General features: G+C 64.3%; 13 protein-coding genes. 7 read left to right on the forward strand and 6 right to left on the reverse strand.

The window, feature by feature from the left end:
* Positions 1-30 precede the first annotated feature (30 nt).
* The 5 genes from IVA79_RS24115 to IVA79_RS24135 all read right to left on the reverse strand — a co-directional run bounded on the left by IVA79_RS24115 (position 31) and on the right by IVA79_RS24135 (position 6,130).
* Positions 31-1,530, reverse strand: coding sequence for a tripartite tricarboxylate transporter permease (locus IVA79_RS24115; protein WP_247557530.1), 1,500 nt, complete (start codon positions 1,528-1,530; stop codon positions 31-33).
* Positions 1,530-2,015: a tripartite tricarboxylate transporter TctB family protein gene (locus IVA79_RS24120; RefSeq protein ID WP_247557532.1), complete on the reverse strand. Its 486-nt coding sequence runs from the start codon at positions 2,013-2,015 to the stop codon at positions 1,530-1,532. The genes IVA79_RS24115 and IVA79_RS24120 overlap by 1 nt, the downstream gene beginning before the upstream one ends.
* Entirely contained in the window at positions 2,012-2,980 is a 969-nt protein-coding gene (locus tag IVA79_RS24125) for a tripartite tricarboxylate transporter substrate binding protein (RefSeq protein ID WP_247557534.1), read from the reverse strand. Before IVA79_RS24125 ends, IVA79_RS24120 begins: the two co-directional genes overlap by 4 nt.
* A gap of 108 nt (positions 2,981-3,088) precedes the next feature.
* The gene (locus IVA79_RS24130; protein WP_247557592.1) at positions 3,089-3,931 is read right to left on the reverse strand and encodes an IclR family transcriptional regulator; all 843 of its coding nucleotides are present in this window, start codon (positions 3,929-3,931) and stop codon (positions 3,089-3,091) included.
* Positions 3,932-4,000: 69 nt separating this feature from the next.
* The gene (locus tag IVA79_RS24135; RefSeq protein ID WP_247557536.1) at positions 4,001-6,130 is read right to left on the reverse strand and encodes an acetate--CoA ligase family protein; all 2,130 of its coding nucleotides are present in this window, start codon (positions 6,128-6,130) and stop codon (positions 4,001-4,003) included.
* Positions 6,131-6,481: 351 nt separating this feature from the next.
* On the opposite strand from IVA79_RS24135, the gene IVA79_RS24140 reads away from it, so the two are divergent.
* The 4 genes from IVA79_RS24140 to IVA79_RS24155 all read left to right on the forward strand — a co-directional run bounded on the left by IVA79_RS24140 (position 6,482) and on the right by IVA79_RS24155 (position 10,875).
* Positions 6,482-7,177: a GntR family transcriptional regulator gene (locus tag IVA79_RS24140; protein ID WP_166819518.1), complete on the forward strand. Its 696-nt coding sequence runs from the start codon at positions 6,482-6,484 to the stop codon at positions 7,175-7,177.
* 61 nt (positions 7,178-7,238) lie between these two features.
* Positions 7,239-8,972: an oxalyl-CoA decarboxylase gene (gene oxc, locus IVA79_RS24145; protein ID WP_247557538.1), complete on the forward strand. Its 1,734-nt coding sequence runs from the start codon at positions 7,239-7,241 to the stop codon at positions 8,970-8,972.
* A 61-nt stretch (positions 8,973-9,033) separates the two neighbouring features.
* The gene (frc, locus tag IVA79_RS24150; RefSeq protein WP_247557540.1) at positions 9,034-10,311 is read left to right on the forward strand and encodes a formyl-CoA transferase; all 1,278 of its coding nucleotides are present in this window, start codon (positions 9,034-9,036) and stop codon (positions 10,309-10,311) included.
* 366 nt (positions 10,312-10,677) lie between these two features.
* Positions 10,678-10,875, forward strand: a complete 198-nt coding sequence (locus tag IVA79_RS24155; protein ID WP_247557542.1) for a hypothetical protein — start codon at positions 10,678-10,680, stop codon at positions 10,873-10,875.
* Between the two features lie 74 nt (positions 10,876-10,949).
* Here the strand turns inward: IVA79_RS24155 and IVA79_RS24160 are convergent, their stop codons facing one another.
* A complete protein-coding gene (locus tag IVA79_RS24160) occupies positions 10,950-11,924 on the reverse strand; it encodes an alpha/beta fold hydrolase (protein ID WP_247557544.1) in 975 nt (324 codons plus the stop codon).
* 136 nt (positions 11,925-12,060) lie between these two features.
* Between IVA79_RS24160 and IVA79_RS24165 the strand changes: the two genes are divergently transcribed.
* The 3 genes from IVA79_RS24165 to IVA79_RS24175 are packed head-to-tail and all read left to right on the forward strand — an operon-like array spanning position 12,061 to position 15,148.
* Positions 12,061-12,753, forward strand: a complete 693-nt coding sequence (locus IVA79_RS24165; protein WP_247557546.1) for a glutathione S-transferase family protein — start codon at positions 12,061-12,063, stop codon at positions 12,751-12,753.
* Entirely contained in the window at positions 12,747-14,162 is a 1,416-nt protein-coding gene (pcaB, locus tag IVA79_RS24170) for a 3-carboxy-cis,cis-muconate cycloisomerase (RefSeq protein WP_247557548.1), read from the forward strand. The genes IVA79_RS24165 and pcaB overlap by 7 nt, the downstream gene beginning before the upstream one ends.
* Positions 14,159-15,148 carry a tripartite tricarboxylate transporter substrate-binding protein gene (locus tag IVA79_RS24175; RefSeq protein WP_247557551.1) on the forward strand — a complete coding sequence of 330 codons (990 nt, stop codon included), beginning with the start codon at positions 14,159-14,161 and terminating at the stop codon, positions 15,146-15,148. The genes pcaB and IVA79_RS24175 overlap by 4 nt, the downstream gene beginning before the upstream one ends.
* Positions 15,149-15,259: the final 111 nt, after the last annotated feature.

The raw sequence follows: 15,259 nt of genomic DNA on the forward strand, positions 1-15,259 counted from the left end.
CGACACGAGAAGGCAAGTGCGCCAGAACGGTTAGTCCTCGTTCGCCTTGAACCGGCCCAGCCCCTTCAGCACAAAGGGGGCCAATAGCGCAACCAGCGCCACCGCGAGCAGCGTCGCCGAGATCGGGCTCTGCACCAGCGTCATGGGATCGCCGAGACTGATCGCCAGCGCGCGGCGCAACTGGCTCTCGGCGATCGGGCCCAAGATCAGGCCGACCACGACGGGTGCAATCGGGAAATCGAACCGCCGCATCAGAAAGCCGAGCACGCCGAAGCCGGCCAGCATCGACAATTCGACCACCGACGGCTTTGCCGCGATGGTACCCATGGTCGCGAACACGAGGATGCCGGCATAGAGCCACGGCTGCGGGATCGCGAGCAGCCGCACCCATAGGCCAACCAGCGGCAGGTTGAGCACCAGCAGCATCATGTTGGCGATGAACAGGCTGGCGATCAGGCCCCACACGAGGTCAGGCCGCTCGGCGAACAGCAGCGGCCCGGGGTTGAGGCCGTATTGCTGGAAGCCCGCCAGCATCATCGCGGCGGTCGCCGAAGTCGGCAGGCCCAGCGTCAAAAGCGGCACCAGCGTGCCGGCTGCGGAAGCGTTGTTGGCGGCCTCGGGGCCGGCGACGCCTTCGATCGCGCCCTTGCCGAATTCTTCGGGATGTTTCGTCAGCCGCTTCTCGGTCGAATAGGACAGGAAGGTCGGGATCTCCGCGCCGCCGGCCGGCAGCGCGCCAATCGGGAAGCCGAACATGGTGCCGCGCAGCCAGGGCTTCCACGAGCGCTTCCAGTCTTCTTTTGTCATCCACAACGAGCCGCGCACCGGCTCGAGCTTCTCCTCGGTGTGGTGGCGGCGCGATGCGACGTAGAGCGCCTCGCCGACCGCAAACAGGCCGACCGCGAGAGTCGTCACCTCGACACCGTCGAGCAATTCAGGGACGCCGAATGCAAGCCGCGCCTGACCCGTCAGCTTGTCGATGCCGACGAGGCCGAGCGTCAGACCGATGAACAGGCTGGTCAGGCCGCGGATCGGGGAATCACCGAAGGTCGCCGACACCGTGACGAAGGCAACGCACATCAGCGCGAAGTAATCCTCGGGGCCGAAGCGCACGGCGACATCGACCAGCCACGGTGCAAGGAAGGCGAGCCCGATGGTGGCGATTGTGCCGGCGACGAAGGAGCCGATTGCAGAGGTCGCGAGCGCCGGCCCGCCGCGGCCCGCCTTGGCCATCTTGTTGCCTTCGAGCGCGGTCGCCATCGAGGCGCTTTCGCCGGGCGTGTTGATCAGGATCGCGGTGGTGGAGCCGCCATACATGCCGCCGTAATAGATGCCGGCGAACATGATCAGCGAGCCGCCGGGGTCGAGCTTGTAGGTGACAGGCAGCAGCAGCGCGACCGTCAGCGCCGGTCCGATGCCGGGCAGCACGCCCACGGCGGTGCCGAGGAACACGCCGATCAGCGCGTAAAGCAGATTCATCGGCTGGACGGCGACGGCCATGCCGTGGGCCAGCGCCGCAAAAGTGTCCATCACAGCAGTCGCTCCAGAGGTCCGGCCGGAAGGCTCAGCGTCAGCAGGCGGTCAAATGCGAGATAGATCAGGGTCGACATCACGAGGGCGATGACGCTGTCGACGAGGATGGCACGTCGTCCGAACGCCGCCGACGTCGTTACGAACAGCGCCGAGGTCGCCAGAATGAAGCCGCCGCCGAAGCCGATAATGGCGATCAGCAGCGCAAGGCCGATGAGGATCAGAACCACCGGCACGGGATCGGCGCTCTCGCGCGCCGGCAGATTGCCGCGCAGCGCTTCGACGAAATTGCCGATCGCGAGCAGCGCAAGGCCGGTGGCGATCACGACCGGCATCGCCTCCGGCCCCATGCCGTACATCGCGGTGGATGGCAGGCCGCGCGAGTCGAAGACCAGCACGGCGGCGAGCGCCGCGAGCAAGGCGGCGATGACGAGGCCGGCGCGATCGACGCGCCGCGGCGGTTGGACCGGATCGCCTGAGTTCATGACTTGACGAGGCCGACCGATTTCAGCACGTCGGTGACGCGCACGGTTTCCTTCTTCAGGAAGTCGGCGAAGGCGTCACCACCGAGATAGGCGTCCTCCCAGCCCTTCTGCTTGAGGATTTCCTTCCAGGCGTCCGACTTCACCATCTTCTCGACCGCGTCGCTCAAGGTCTTGCGCTGCTCGGGCGTGATCCCGGGAGGCGCCACGACCGAACGCCAGTTGGCGATCACGAGGTCGATGCCCTGCTCCTTGAATGTCGGGATATCGCTGCCGGCGATGCGCTTCTCCGAGGTCACGCCGATCGCGCGCAGCTTGCCGGACTTGATCTGCCCTTCATATTCGCTGAGGCCCGAAATGCCCGCGGTGACCTTGCCACCGAGGATCGCGGCGAGCGACTCGCCGCCGCCGGAGAACGGGATGTAGTTGATCTTCTTGGCGTCGGCGCCGACCGCGCCGGCGAACAACGCCGCCATCACATGATCGACCCCGCCGGCCGAGCCGCCGGCAAAGGTGACCTTGGCGATGTCGGCCTTCACTGCAGCGGCGAGATCCTGCGCATTCTTGATCGGCGAATTGGCGGGCACCACGATCACCTGGATTTCCTCGGTGAGACGCGCGATCGGCGTCACCTGCTCCAGCGTCACCGGCGACTTGTTCATGGCAAGCGCGCCCACCATGACGAAGCCGTTCACCATCATCTGGTTGCCGTCGCCCTTGGCGCCGTTGACGAACTGCGCGATGCCCACACTGCCGCCGGCGCCGGGAACGTTGGTGACCTGCACGCTGCGCGCGACGCCAGAAGCCACCAGCGCCTGCTGCATCGAGCGTGCGGTCTGGTCCCAGCCGCCGCCGGGCGCGGCCGGCGCCATCAGCTTGAGCTCGAGCTGCTGGGCAAGGGAAGGCGTCGCTGCCGCAAGGGTCAGCGCGACGGCTGCGCCGACAAGGCGCGCGGGAAATTGAAACATGAGGACGTTCTCCAGGCTCATGCGGACGTTTGCCGCATTGTGTCGTTTGGTCGCATATCAGCCAAAACGGCCGATGCTGTCCAGAGACATCCCCGAGGGGAAGCGAGGTTAGCGTGGCGTCGGGATCACCCCGCCAAGCGCAGCCGTCAGCTCGGCGGCGACATCCCGCACGATTTGTCCGATTTCCGGCAATCGTTCGTCGGTGACCCGGCTGGTCATGCCGGATACCGAGATTGCGGCCAGCGGTTCGGCCAGAGCGTTGTATACCACCGCAGCCACGCAGCGCAGGCCGATCTGCGCCTCCTCATCGTCGAGCGCAAAGCCCTGCTTGCGGATCTTCTCGAGCTCCCTGAACAGGTCGCTCGGCCGCACGATCGACTTCTCGGTCAATCTGGGCATGCCGTGGTGGCGGATGACGGCGCCGACGTCCTCGTCGGAATAGGTCGCAAGCACCGCCTTGCCGACGCCTGAGGTCACCATGGGGACGCGGCCGCCGACCTTGGTCAGCGAGCGCATGATCTCGCGGCTTTCCATGCGGGTCAGCACGATGATGAATTCGTCGTCGACCACGGCGAGATTGGCGGTCTCGCGGGTGAGATCGCGCAGCTTGCGCAAATAAGGGATCGCCTGCGCGGAGAAATTACGCCGCCGCGCAAAGCTCGCGCCGACCGTGAAACTGCGCACGCCGACATGCCATTTGGATTCGGCGCGGTCGAACTGCACGAAGCGGCGGCTTTCCAATGTCGCCAGCAGGCGGTGCACGGTGGAGGCCGACAGGCCGGTGCGCACGGCGAGATCGCTGAGGCGGTAGCCCTCGTCGTCCTCGGCCAGCGTTTCGAGAATCGACAGCGCGCGGTCGACGGACTGCACGCCGCCGTCACGCGCCTCGTGCTCCGCCTCCGAGGAAGATCGGGGCTCAAGCGATTTGCGCCGGATCACGTTCTTGCTCATCGCGACCTTGGCTAACGTCATTCCGGGGCGCGCGAAAGCGCGAACCCGGAATGACAGGAGAGACAGCGCTCAGAGCAGCCCTGCCCCGCGCGCCCATTTGTACTTGGCGCCGAGGACCTCGACCGGCAGCTCTGTTGAATAGGCATAGGCCGGGATGCCGTTCTGGTAGAGATATTCGGCGGCCTCCTCGACCTCGACGTCGCCGGCCAGTGACGCCACGATCGGCTTCACAAAACCCTTGGCCTCCATCTCCTTCTTCACCTCGACCATGTTGCGGGCGAACACCATCGGCGGCGTGACGATGGTGTGCCAGTAGCCGAGGATCAGCGAATGGATGCGCTCGTCGGAGAGGCCGAGCTTCACCGTGTTGACATAGGTGATCGGCGGCTCGCCGCCGGTGATATCCACAGGATTTCCGGCCGCGCCAAACGGCGGGATGAACTTGCGGAACGCCGCATCCAGATCCGGCGGCATCGACATCAGCGACAGGCCGTTGTCGACGCAGGAGTCCGACAGCAGCACGCCCGAGCCGCCGGCACCGGTGATGATCAGCACGTTCTCGCCCTTCGGCGTCGGCAGCACCGGCACGCCGCGGGCGAATTCGAGCAATTGCCGCAAGCTGCGGGCCCGGATCACGCCGGACTGCGCCAGGACGTCCTCGTAGATCTTGTCGTTACCGGCGAGCGCGCCGGTGTGCGAGGACGCCGCCTTCGCACCTGCCGAGGTGCGGCCGGCCTTGAGCACGACGACGGGCTTCTTCTTGGAGACGCGTTTTGCGGCTTCCGCAAAGGCGCGGCCGTCCTTGAGGTCTTCGCAGTGCTGCGCGATCAAATTGGTGTTCGGATCCTGCTCGAAGAAGGCGAGCAGATCGTCCTCGTCGATGTCGGACTTGTTGCCGAGGCCGACGATGGCCGAGACGCCCATTTTCGCCGAGCGCGAGAAGCCGATGATGGCCATGCCGATGCCGCCCGACTGCGACGACAATGCCGCATGGCCCTTGACGTCGTAGGCCGTGCAGAAGGTCGCGCAGAGATTGGCGGGCGTATAATAGAAGCCGTAGATGTTCGGCCCCATCAGGCGGATGTCGTACTTCTTGCCGACCTCGACGATCTCGGCCTGCAGCTCGGGCGCGCCGGCCTCCGCAAAGCCCGAGGGGATCAACACCGCGCCCGGGATTTTCTTCTCGCCGCATTCGGTCAGCGCCGCCGCCACGAACTTGGCGGGGATCGCGAACACCGCGGTGTCGATCACGCCCGGCACGTCCTTGACGCTCTTATACGCCTTGTAGCCGAGGATCTCGGCGGCCTTGGGATGGATCGGATAGATGTCGCCCTTGTAGCCGCCGTTGATGAGGTTCTTCATCACGGAATTGCCGATCTTGCCGTCCTCGGCGGAGGCGCCGACCACGGCGACCGCCTTCGGCTGCATGATGCGGCTCATGGCCGCGACGATCTCTTCGGTCGGACGCGGCTTCGGCTTCGGCACATAGGCGAAGTCGACGACGATGCGGACGTCGGCGGCGGTCGCGCCCTTCGCCGTCGCGAACACCGGATTGAGGTCGAGTTCCACGATTTCAGGGAAATCGGTGACGAGCTGCGAGACCTTGACGATGACATCGGCGAGCGCCGTGCGGTTCACCGGTTCGCCGCCGCGCACGCCCTTCAGGATCTCGTGCGCCTGGATGCCGTCGAGCATCGAGAGCGCATCTTCCTTGGTCGCGGGCGCGAGGCGGAAGGTGATGTCCTTGAGAACTTCGACCAGCACGCCGCCGAGGCCGAAGGCGACCAGCTTGCCGAACGAGCCGTCGGTGATCGAGCCGACGATCACTTCGGTGCCGCCGGCCAGCATCTGCTGCACCTGGACGCCCTCGATCTTGGCGTCGGCCTTGTACTTCTTGGCGTTGCCGAGAATGGTCTCGTAGGCCTTCTCGGCGTCTTCGGCCGTCTTGAGGCCGACGATGACGCCGCCGGCTTCGGTCTTGTGGAGAATGTCGGGCGAGACGATCTTCATCACGACGGGGAAGCCCATCGAAGACGCCATCTTGCCGGCCTCGCCGGCCGACTTCGCCACGCCCTCCTTCGGCACCGGAATGCCGTAGGCGTCGCAGACCAGCTTGCCTTCCGGCGCCGTCAGGCTGGTGCGGTTGTCCGCCTTGACCTGATCAAGCACCTTGCGGACGGCATCTTTGGAATTGGACATGTGGGTTCTCCCTTGACCTCAGTTCGTTCTTTTCAAAGCGCGCGCGTGGTTGCGGCTGCCCGTGATGCTTGCCATTCGCCGCGCTCTGTTCCATTTGGCGAAACGGAGCGGCCTAAACGCCTAAGTTTACTCCGCCGCCTTGGATCAAAAATGGCTGGCGATGGCATTTGGTATGCCAGAAGCCAACTTGTCAAGCCAGTGCACCCCTTAGAACGCCGCAAAAAATAGCCAGCTTGACATTCTGGCATGTGGTATGCCAAAAACTTTCCCGTCAATAATCCTGTAAAAGACGACTCCCACTGGAGGAGATTCGTCGTGTCACTACGGAAACCAACCAAGGCGTTGCCGAACATGGCCGAGGCAGACATCGCAATCGTTCGTATTGCCCCGGAGAGCAGCTTCAAGAACAAGGCGTATGACGCCTTGAAGGAAGCCATCCTCAAGATGGACATCTATTCGACGCCCGAGCCGGTGATGCTCGACGAACGCGCGCTGTCCGAGCGCCTGGGCGTCAGCCGCACCCCGATCCGCGAAGCCATCGCGATGCTCGAGCAGGACGGTTTCGTGAAAACGGTTCCGCGCCGCGGCATCATGGTGGTGCGCAGGACCAAGAGCGAGATCGTCGACATGATCCGCGCCTGGGCGGCGCTGGAGAGCATGGCCGCGCGCCTCATCACCACCACCGCGCGCAAGAAGGACATCACGGCGCTGCGCGACTATTTCAAGGACTTCGGCAAGGACCGCCTGCCCGAGGATCACGTCGAGGAATATTCGCGCGCCAACATCGCCTTCCACCAGGCGCTGATCTCGCTGTCGGAATCGCCGGTTCTGGTCGATCTCACCAACGACCTCCTGCTGCACGTGCGCGGCTATCGCCAGCTGACCATCGGACGCAAGGACCGCACCGCGACCTCGCTGCCCGAGCATCTCGGCATGATCGAAGCACTGGAGGCGCGCGACACCGAGCTCGCGGAGAAGCGCGCCCGCGACCACACCCTCGGCCTTGCCGCTTACGTCGAAGCGCACGGTCAGGAACTCTTCACGTAGCAACGTTCACCAGAAGGGCGAAAAACTCGCCCCACTACCAGAGACCAGGGAGACAAGGCCCATGCTGAATACCGCGACCAAATCCGAGGCACCGGGCACCGAGCAGGAGCTGACGGATGGCTTCCATCTCGTCATCGACGCGCTCAAGCTGAACGGCATCAACACCATCTATAATGTGCCGGGCATCCCGATCACGGATTTGGGCCGCATGGCGCAGGCCGCCGGTATTCGCGTGATCTCCTTCCGTCACGAGCAGAACGCCGGTTATGCCGCGGGCATTGCCGGCTACCTCACCAAGAAGCCCGGCGTCTGCCTCACGGTCTCGGCGCCCGGCTTCCTCAACGGCCTCACCGCGCTCGCCCACGCCACCACCAATTGCTACCCGATGATCCTCGTCTCCGGCTCTTCCGAGCGCGAGATCGTCGACCTGCAGCAGGGCGACTATGAGGAAATGGACCAGCTGGCGATTGCGAAGCCGCTGTGCAAGGCGGCCTATCGCGTGCTGCACGCCCAGGACATCGGCATCGGTTTCGCCCGCGCCATCCGCGCTGCGGTCTCGGGTCGTCCGGGCGGCGTCTATCTCGATCTGCCGGCCAAGCTGTTCGGCCAGGTCATGAACGCCGATGCCGGCCAGAAATCGCTGGTCAAGGTGATCGATGCGGCGCCCGCGCAGATCCCCTCGCCGGCCTCGGTCAAGCGCGCGCTTGATGTTTTGAAGAGCGCAAAGCGTCCGCTCATCATCCTTGGCAAGGGCGCGGCCTACGCGCAGGCGGATGAGGAGATCAAGAGCTTCGTCGAGAAGAGCGGCGTGCCGTTCCTCCCCATGAGCATGGCCAAGGGCCTTCTCCCCGACACCCATCCGCAATGCGCCGGCGCGGCCCGCTCGACGGTGCTGAAAGAATCCGACGTCGTCATGCTGATCGGCGCCCGCCTGAACTGGCTGCTCTCGCACGGCAAGGGCAAGAGCTGGGGCGAAGCGCCGAAGAAGTTCATCCAGGTCGACATCGAGCCGCGCGAGATGGACTCCAATGTCGAGATCGTCGCGCCCGTGGTCGGTGACATCGGCTCGGTCGTCTCCGCCTTCAACCAGGCGATGGCAACGGGCTGGACCGCGCCGCCCGCCGAATGGACCAAGGCGATCTCGTCCAAGCGCGAAGAGAACGTCGCCAAGATGGCGCCGAAGCTCATGAACAACAAGTCGCCGATGGACTATCACGGCGCGCTCGGCGTGCTGAAGAACGTCATCAAGGAGTATCCCGAGGCGATCCTCGTCAACGAAGGCGCCAACACGCTCGACCTCGCCCGCGGCGTCATCGACATGTACCGCCCGCGCAAGCGTCTCGACGTCGGCACCTGGGGCGTGATGGGCATCGGTATGGGCCAGGCGATCGCGGCGGCGCTCGAGACCGGCCATCCCGTGCTGGCGGTGGAAGGCGACTCGGCCTTCGGCTTCTCCGGCATGGAGGTCGAGACCATCTGTCGCTACAACCTGCCGATCTGCGTCGTCATCTTCAACAATGACGGCATCTATCGCGGCACCGACGTCAACGGCGCCAACGCCGATCCGGCGACGACGGTGTTCGTCAAGGGCGCGCGCTACGACAAGATGATGGAAGCTTTCGGCGGCGTCGGCGTGAATGCCACCTCGCCCGACGAGCTCAAGCGTGCCGTGGGCGAAGCGATGAAGTCCGGCAAACCGACGCTCATCAACGCGGTGATCGATCCGGCCGCAGGCTCTGAGAGCGGCCGCATCGGCAACCTCAATCCGCAGAGCGTTCTGCAGAAGAAGAAGTAAGTCCACCCCTCAACCCTTACTCCCTGCGGGTGCAGGGGCAGACAGAGTACGGAGCAACACGATGACCAAAGCGCTCACGGGCGTTCGCATTCTCGATTTCACCCACGTCCAGTCAGGACCGACCTGCACGCAGCTGCTAGCCTGGTTCGGCGCCGACGTGATCAAGGTGGAGCGTCCGGGTGTGGGTGACATCACCCGCGGCCAGCTGCAGGACATCCCGAACGTGGACAGCCTTTATTTCACCATGCTCAACCACAACAAGCGCTCGATCACGCTCGACACCAAGAACCCCAAGGGCAAGGAAGTCCTCACCGAGCTGATCAAGAAGTGCGACGTGCTGGTCGAGAATTTCGGCCCCGGCGTGCTCGACCGCATGGGCTTCCCCTGGGAGAAGATCCAGGCGATCAACCCGAAGATGATCGTCGCCTCGATCAAGGGCTTTGGCCCGGGACCGTACGAAGACTGCAAGGTCTATGAGAACGTCGCGCAGTGCACCGGCGGCGCCGCCTCGACCACCGGCTTCCGCGACGGCCTGCCGCTCGTGACCGGCGCGCAGATCGGCGATTCCGGCACCGGCCTGCACCTGGCGCTCGGCATCGTCACCGCCCTGTATCAGCGCACGCATTCGGGCAAGGGCCAGCGCGTCACGGCTGCGATGCAGGACGGCGTGCTCAACCTCGCCCGCGTCAAGCTGCGCGACCAGCAGCGCCTCGCCCACGGCCCGCTTAGGGAATACAGCCAGTTCGGCGAAGGCATTCCGTTCGGCGACGCCGTGCCGCGCGCCGGCAACGATTCGGGCGGCGGCCAGCCCGGCCGCATCCTGAAGTGCAAAGGCTGGGAGACCGATCCCAACGCCTACATCTACTTCATCACCCAGGCTCCGGTCTGGGAGAAGATCTGCGACGTGATCGGCGAGCCCACCTGGAAGACCGATCCGAACTACGCCAAGCCGGCCGCCCGCCTGCCGCGGCTGAACGAGATCTTCGCCCGCATCGAGCAGTGGACGATGACCAAGACCAAGTTCGAGGCGATGGAAATCCTCAACAAGGACGACATCCCCTGCGGCCCGATCCTGTCGATGAAGGAAATCGCCGAGGACCAGTCGCTGCGCGCGACCGGCACCGTGGTCGAGGTCGACCACCCCACCCGCGGCAAGTACATCTCGGTCGGCAATCCGATCAAGCTGTCGGATAGCCCGAGCGAGGTGGAGCGCTCGCCGCTGCTCGGCGAGCACACCGACGAGATCCTGCGCTCGGTGCTCGGCTTCAGCGACCATCAGGTCGCCGAGATCCACAAGTCCGGCGCGCTCGAGCCGCCACAGAAGCAGGCCGCCGAGTAAGGCATCGCAGCAAGACCACGAAAGGCCGCCGGTTTCGGCGGCCTTTTTTTCGTGCGCATCGAAAGGGACAGCGTCGCCCGATCGGCACGCTTCTTGTGCCGAACCGGTCCACGCTAAATTAACACTGAGTCAGGGGAACCGACGCAAGAACGCGCCGTTATCCCTTCGACCTGTGTGCTCTCGGAAATGCGAGCGCACCGTCTCCACGGCGACCGACCAAGCGTTGCGCCAAAAGACCCGCCCAACACTGAAGAAGCAGCCACCCTCCCCCACAGAGGGTGAGGAGGCAATCCATATCGGCTTGCCGGCGGGAGGCGCCTCGTCCGGTGCTCGCGGGTCACGCCCATTGATCGAAGTGAGGCTGAAATGTTGAGAGATCAATCCTCTGATCGCGCCAAGCGCGAAGCCAACAAGGCGTTCAAGCCTGTCAAAACGCAGAAGCCGATGAATGACTATGCGAAGGACCAGCACTCCTTTAACGAGAATCGCGAACGACTGAAGGCGGAGCGATTGGCCCGCGAGGCCAAGTCGGGCAGCCTGCCCGGGAAAGGCTTGCCGAAATAGGAAACGTCCTGTCGCCGATTAAACGGCACTGGAGAGCTTAAGCCAGCATCGACAGGATGCCGCGCTTTGAGCGCTCACCGTGCGCCGTCAGCAAGCTGCTCGCGAAAGTACTTCACCACCGCCGCGTTGAACTCGCGGTGGAAGGCCAGCCTGTCAAACCCCGCCGGCACATCGGTGCAGATGCGCGGGACGGCCGCCGCAAGCTCTACCGAACAAGGCGCGAGGAACGCGTAGTGGCCGGCCGGCACGACGTAGACGTCGGGCTTGCCCGGCAATCCCTCCGCAACGCGCGCGGTGCCCGAACCGTCGCCGACGCCGGGGCCGCCGAGCTTCGAGCGCCAGAACTGGAACGGCACCTTGACGACGGCGAGGTTCTCCTGCGTCAGGACGCCCGGCGCGGGATCGACGATGACAGCGGTACGGATACGCGCTTCGTGTATCGGCTCAGGCGGCGTCTCGCCATTGTGAAGCTGGGCGCATACGCCGGTCGTCTCCTTGCAGAGACTGGCGACCCTCGCAAAATCCGGCTTGGTCCCCATCAGCACGAGGCCGGTCGTCCCTCCGAGCGAGAAGCCGAAGAATCCGACCCTGACGGGATCGATCACCGCCCTATCCTTCCAGTCGTTCAATAGAAAATCGAGCAGGCGCACAATGTCCACGGGACGCGATCCCCAGACCGACAGGGTATCGCGCTTTGAGGAATCGCTGAACGTATCGCCGGGATGATTGATCGCGGCGACGATGAAGCCGGCATCGGCCAATGCCTCCGCCGTGTCGTGCTGCTGACCGAAGAATCCGCCTCGGCCGTGCGAGTAGATGACGAGCGGCAGCTTTGCGCCCGTGACGGGACAATCCTTCACGCCCTTCAGGTCGAAATCGGCGCCGACCGAAAGACTGCCCAGCGCGACATGCGTCGGCTCCGCCGCGCACGGATACCAGATTGCGCCTGATAGCGCAGGATCGGATTGGAGCAGCTGAATGCCCGCGGCCTTGGCAACCGAAGCAAGACAGCAGAGAATGACAGCAAAAGCCCAAAGCGCTCTGCGCAACGGAAGTCCCCCTGGTTTCACGCTTGAGTTGAACGATGAAGGGCAGCGGAATTGTGACTTCGGTTGTGCGGCGTACACATTGGGGCTGATCCACCGCCGACAGCGTTCTTCAATTCAGAACGCATGAATCACAACAATGCATTTTTATAAAACGGAGGGGTCATCTAGCCTGATCGGTACCAAGCCGTACGTCGCGCAATGGAGCGCGACGACGTGGGGACCGATACCGATGCGGCTATTTTTTAATCAGACCTCGCCCTACGCCCGCAAGGTAAGGGTCGCCCTTTACGAGCTCGGATTGAACGACATAATTCAGTTGGTTGAGGTCGATCCCTGGCTCGAGTCGCGTGACTTCACCGACGCCAACCCGCTCTCCAAAGTGCCGGCACTCGTTCTCGCCAACGGCACGCTTGTGACCGAGAGCGACACGATCGCGCAGACCTTGCACGGCCTGACGGCCCACTCGCAGCTCATCCCGAAGGAGGAGCCTGCGCGACAGCTCTGCCTTGGACGCGCCGCTTTGTGTCAGGGCCTGATAGATGCAACCTTCATCTGCGCGATCGAAGGGCGCAGGCCATCGGAGTTGCGCTGGGCGGACTGGGTTGCGCGTCAGGAGCGAGCGATTGCGCGGACGCTGTCATGGATTGAAGCCCGCTTCGACCTCGATGACCGGCGCTTCGACCTCGGCGACATTGGACTCGCCTGTGGACTTGGCTATCTCGACTTTCGCGCAGCGCACCTGTCATGGCGCCCCGAAAGACCAAGGCTTGCCGACTGGTTTGAACATGCCCGCGTCCGGTCATCCATGATCGCGACACAGCCATGCTGAGTTTCGAGCCCGGAACGGTCTTCGGTAGCCGCCACCTCGCCGATATTTTCAGCACCGCGCCGATGCGCACGATTTTCGGTGAGCGCAATTCACTGCAGTCCATGCTTCTGGTCGAGGTCGCGCTGGCCAAGGTTCAAGGGCAGCTCGGTGTCATTCCTGCCGAGGCTGCTGCTGCGATCGCCTCCGCTGCACGTCCTGAACTCCTCGATCTCGACGAATTGGCGGCGGGCACTTTGCGCGCCGGCCTGCCGGTCGTGAATCTGGTCGAGCAGTTGATCCGGCTCACCGGTAAACCCCATGGCGAATTCGTTCATTGGGGTGCCACGAGTCAGGACATCATGGACACCGCGCTCGTGATGCAGATGCGCGACGCGCTCGAGCTCGTCCACCGCGAACTGGAGCGCCTGATATCGGCGATTGCGGATCTGGCGCGTCTCCATCGCGATACGCCGATGGTCGGCAGGACCAAGCTTCAACACGCGATCCCGATCACCTTCGGCTTCAAGGTTTCCGTGTGGCTGTCGGGCCTTCTGCGTCACAGGCAACGTCTCGCCGAACTCAAACCAAGGGTCCTGCAGGTTCAGTTCGGCGGCGCGGTCGGCACTTTCGCGTCGCTCGGCGACGACGGCGACCGCGTCCGCGCTGCGTTGGCCCGCGAACTCGGACTCGGCGAGCCGCTGGTGGCATGGCATGCCGCGCGCGATGCATTGGCCGAGACGGTATGCCTGCTTGGGCTGATCTCCGCGAGCCTGAGCAAAATCGCAACCGATATCGCGTCAATGGCACAGACCGAGATCGGCGAAGTGCTGGAGCCGGGCGGCCAGGGCCATGGCGCTTCCAGCACCATGCCGCACAAGCGAAATCCGATCGTCTGCGAGCAGATTCTCAGCACTGGACTGTCGTTGCGCCGGCTCGCAAGCGCCATGCTCGACGCTTCGGTCCACGACCATGAACGGGCGACGGGACCGTGGCAAGCCGAATGGTCGCTGTTGCCGGAAGCGTTCCTGCTGATCTCCCGGGCGATGGATAACGCCGTTCGACTCTGCAGCGGACTGGTCGTCAGACCCGATGCGATGCAGGCCAATCTCGGGCGGACAAAGGGGCTCATTGCCGCGGAGGCCGTCATGATGGCGCTGGCTCCGTACGTCGGACGCCATCATGCGCACGAAATGGTGAGCGCAGCATGCACGCACGCCATCGCTTCGGGCCTGACATTGGCCGAAAGCGTTTCGCGCGATCCGGCGGTGACGGCCCACGTCGCGCCGCATGAGATCGAAAAGGCTGCGGACCCGGCGCGATACATCGGCCTGTCGGGCCGTGAGGTCGATCGTGTCCTCGCCGCTTGTGCTGATCGACCAGCCGGCGCCGCGCCAGAGGCGGCACCGTTGACACGGAGCGAGTCCACATGATTCTGAAATACACGCGCATGGTCGTCGTCGCAGCTGCGGTGCTGACAGCGCTGAATGTGGCACAGGCCGAGCCGCCGTTTCCCTCCAGGCCGATCATCTTGGTCGTCCCGTTCGCGGCTGGCGGCCCGAACGACGTGATGAGCCGGATCGTGTCCGAACACATGTCGCGAAAGCTCGGGCAACCGATCATTGTCGAGAACGTCGCCGGGGCGGGCGGCACGGCCGGCTCAACGCGCGTGGCGAAAAGCGCTCCCGACGGTTATACGCTGGTCAGCGGTCACGTCGGCACGCATGCGGCGTCGGTCGCGCTGTATCCGAATCTTCGTTACGATCCGCTGGTTGATTTCACACCGATTGGACTGGTCGCGGAAACACCGATCCTCGTCGTCGCCCGCCGCGATCTCGGAGCAGATAGCATCTCGGCGTTCATCGCGATCGCCAAGGCGCGCGGCTCGGACCTCACCTTGGCCCATGCGGGTGTCGGTTCGATCAGCCACATCAGCTGTCTGTTGTTCACGACGGTGACCGGGATCAAGCCCGTGGAGGTGCCATATCGCGGATCGGCGCTGGCGATGACCGACCTGATCGCAGGTCGCAGCGACTTCAGCTGCGGACTGTTGGGAGACGTTCTTCCCTTCCTGGGCGACAACAACTTACGTTTTCTGACCGTTTCGGCCCCGGCACGGGTTCCGCAATTGCCGGACACGCCGACGGCCCGGGAAGCAGCGCTTCCACAATTTGTCGCGTCGAGCTGGTTCGCGTTCTACCTGCCGAAAGGCGTGCCTGACGCCATTCGCGACCGGTTCGCCGATGCACTTCGCGCAGCGCTTGACGACGACGGCGTGCGGCGACGGCTTGAACTGGTCGGCTTGATCCTGCCGCCGCCGGATCAGCGAGGTCCCGAACCGCTCAAGCGGCGGATGGCCGAAGAGATCGCGCGCTGGCAGGACATTGTCAAAACCGCGCAGATTCGACTCGATCAATAGGTGCGATCGATCCTACAGGCTGGCGTTCGCAATGACGCCGCTGGATGTGGCAGCCGTCTAGCAACCCGGCCAGAACGTCCAACAAAAAAATCCGACACGCCTGTCGGATCG

It is taken from the genome of Bradyrhizobium sp. 138, assembly GCF_023074075.1.
Taxonomy (GTDB): domain Bacteria; phylum Pseudomonadota; class Alphaproteobacteria; order Rhizobiales; family Xanthobacteraceae; genus Bradyrhizobium.

Excerpts from the sequence above, each read along its gene's own strand:
- IVA79_RS24130 (WP_247557592.1), bottom strand. The coding sequence starts at position 3,931 with ATGAGCAAGAACGTGATCCGGCGCAAATCGCTTGAGCCCCGATCTTCC.
- oxc (WP_247557538.1), top strand. The coding sequence starts at position 7,239 with ATGCTGAATACCGCGACCAAATCCGAGGCACCGGGCACCGAGCAGGAG.
- IVA79_RS24115 (WP_247557530.1), bottom strand. The coding sequence starts at position 1,530 with ATGGACACTTTTGCGGCGCTGGCCCACGGCATGGCCGTCGCCGTCCAG.
- IVA79_RS24135 (WP_247557536.1), bottom strand. The coding sequence starts at position 6,130 with ATGTCCAATTCCAAAGATGCCGTCCGCAAGGTGCTTGATCAGGTCAAG.
- IVA79_RS24155 (WP_247557542.1), top strand. The coding sequence starts at position 10,678 with ATGTTGAGAGATCAATCCTCTGATCGCGCCAAGCGCGAAGCCAACAAG.
- IVA79_RS24165 (WP_247557546.1), top strand. The coding sequence starts at position 12,061 with ATGCATTTTTATAAAACGGAGGGGTCATCTAGCCTGATCGGTACCAAG.
- frc (WP_247557540.1), top strand. The coding sequence starts at position 9,034 with ATGACCAAAGCGCTCACGGGCGTTCGCATTCTCGATTTCACCCACGTC.
- IVA79_RS24175 (WP_247557551.1), top strand. The coding sequence starts at position 14,159 with ATGATTCTGAAATACACGCGCATGGTCGTCGTCGCAGCTGCGGTGCTG.
- pcaB (WP_247557548.1), top strand. The coding sequence starts at position 12,747 with ATGCTGAGTTTCGAGCCCGGAACGGTCTTCGGTAGCCGCCACCTCGCC.
- IVA79_RS24140 (WP_166819518.1), top strand. The coding sequence starts at position 6,482 with ATGGCCGAGGCAGACATCGCAATCGTTCGTATTGCCCCGGAGAGCAGC.
- IVA79_RS24120 (WP_247557532.1), bottom strand. The coding sequence starts at position 2,015 with ATGAACTCAGGCGATCCGGTCCAACCGCCGCGGCGCGTCGATCGCGCC.
- IVA79_RS24125 (WP_247557534.1), bottom strand. The coding sequence starts at position 2,980 with ATGTTTCAATTTCCCGCGCGCCTTGTCGGCGCAGCCGTCGCGCTGACC.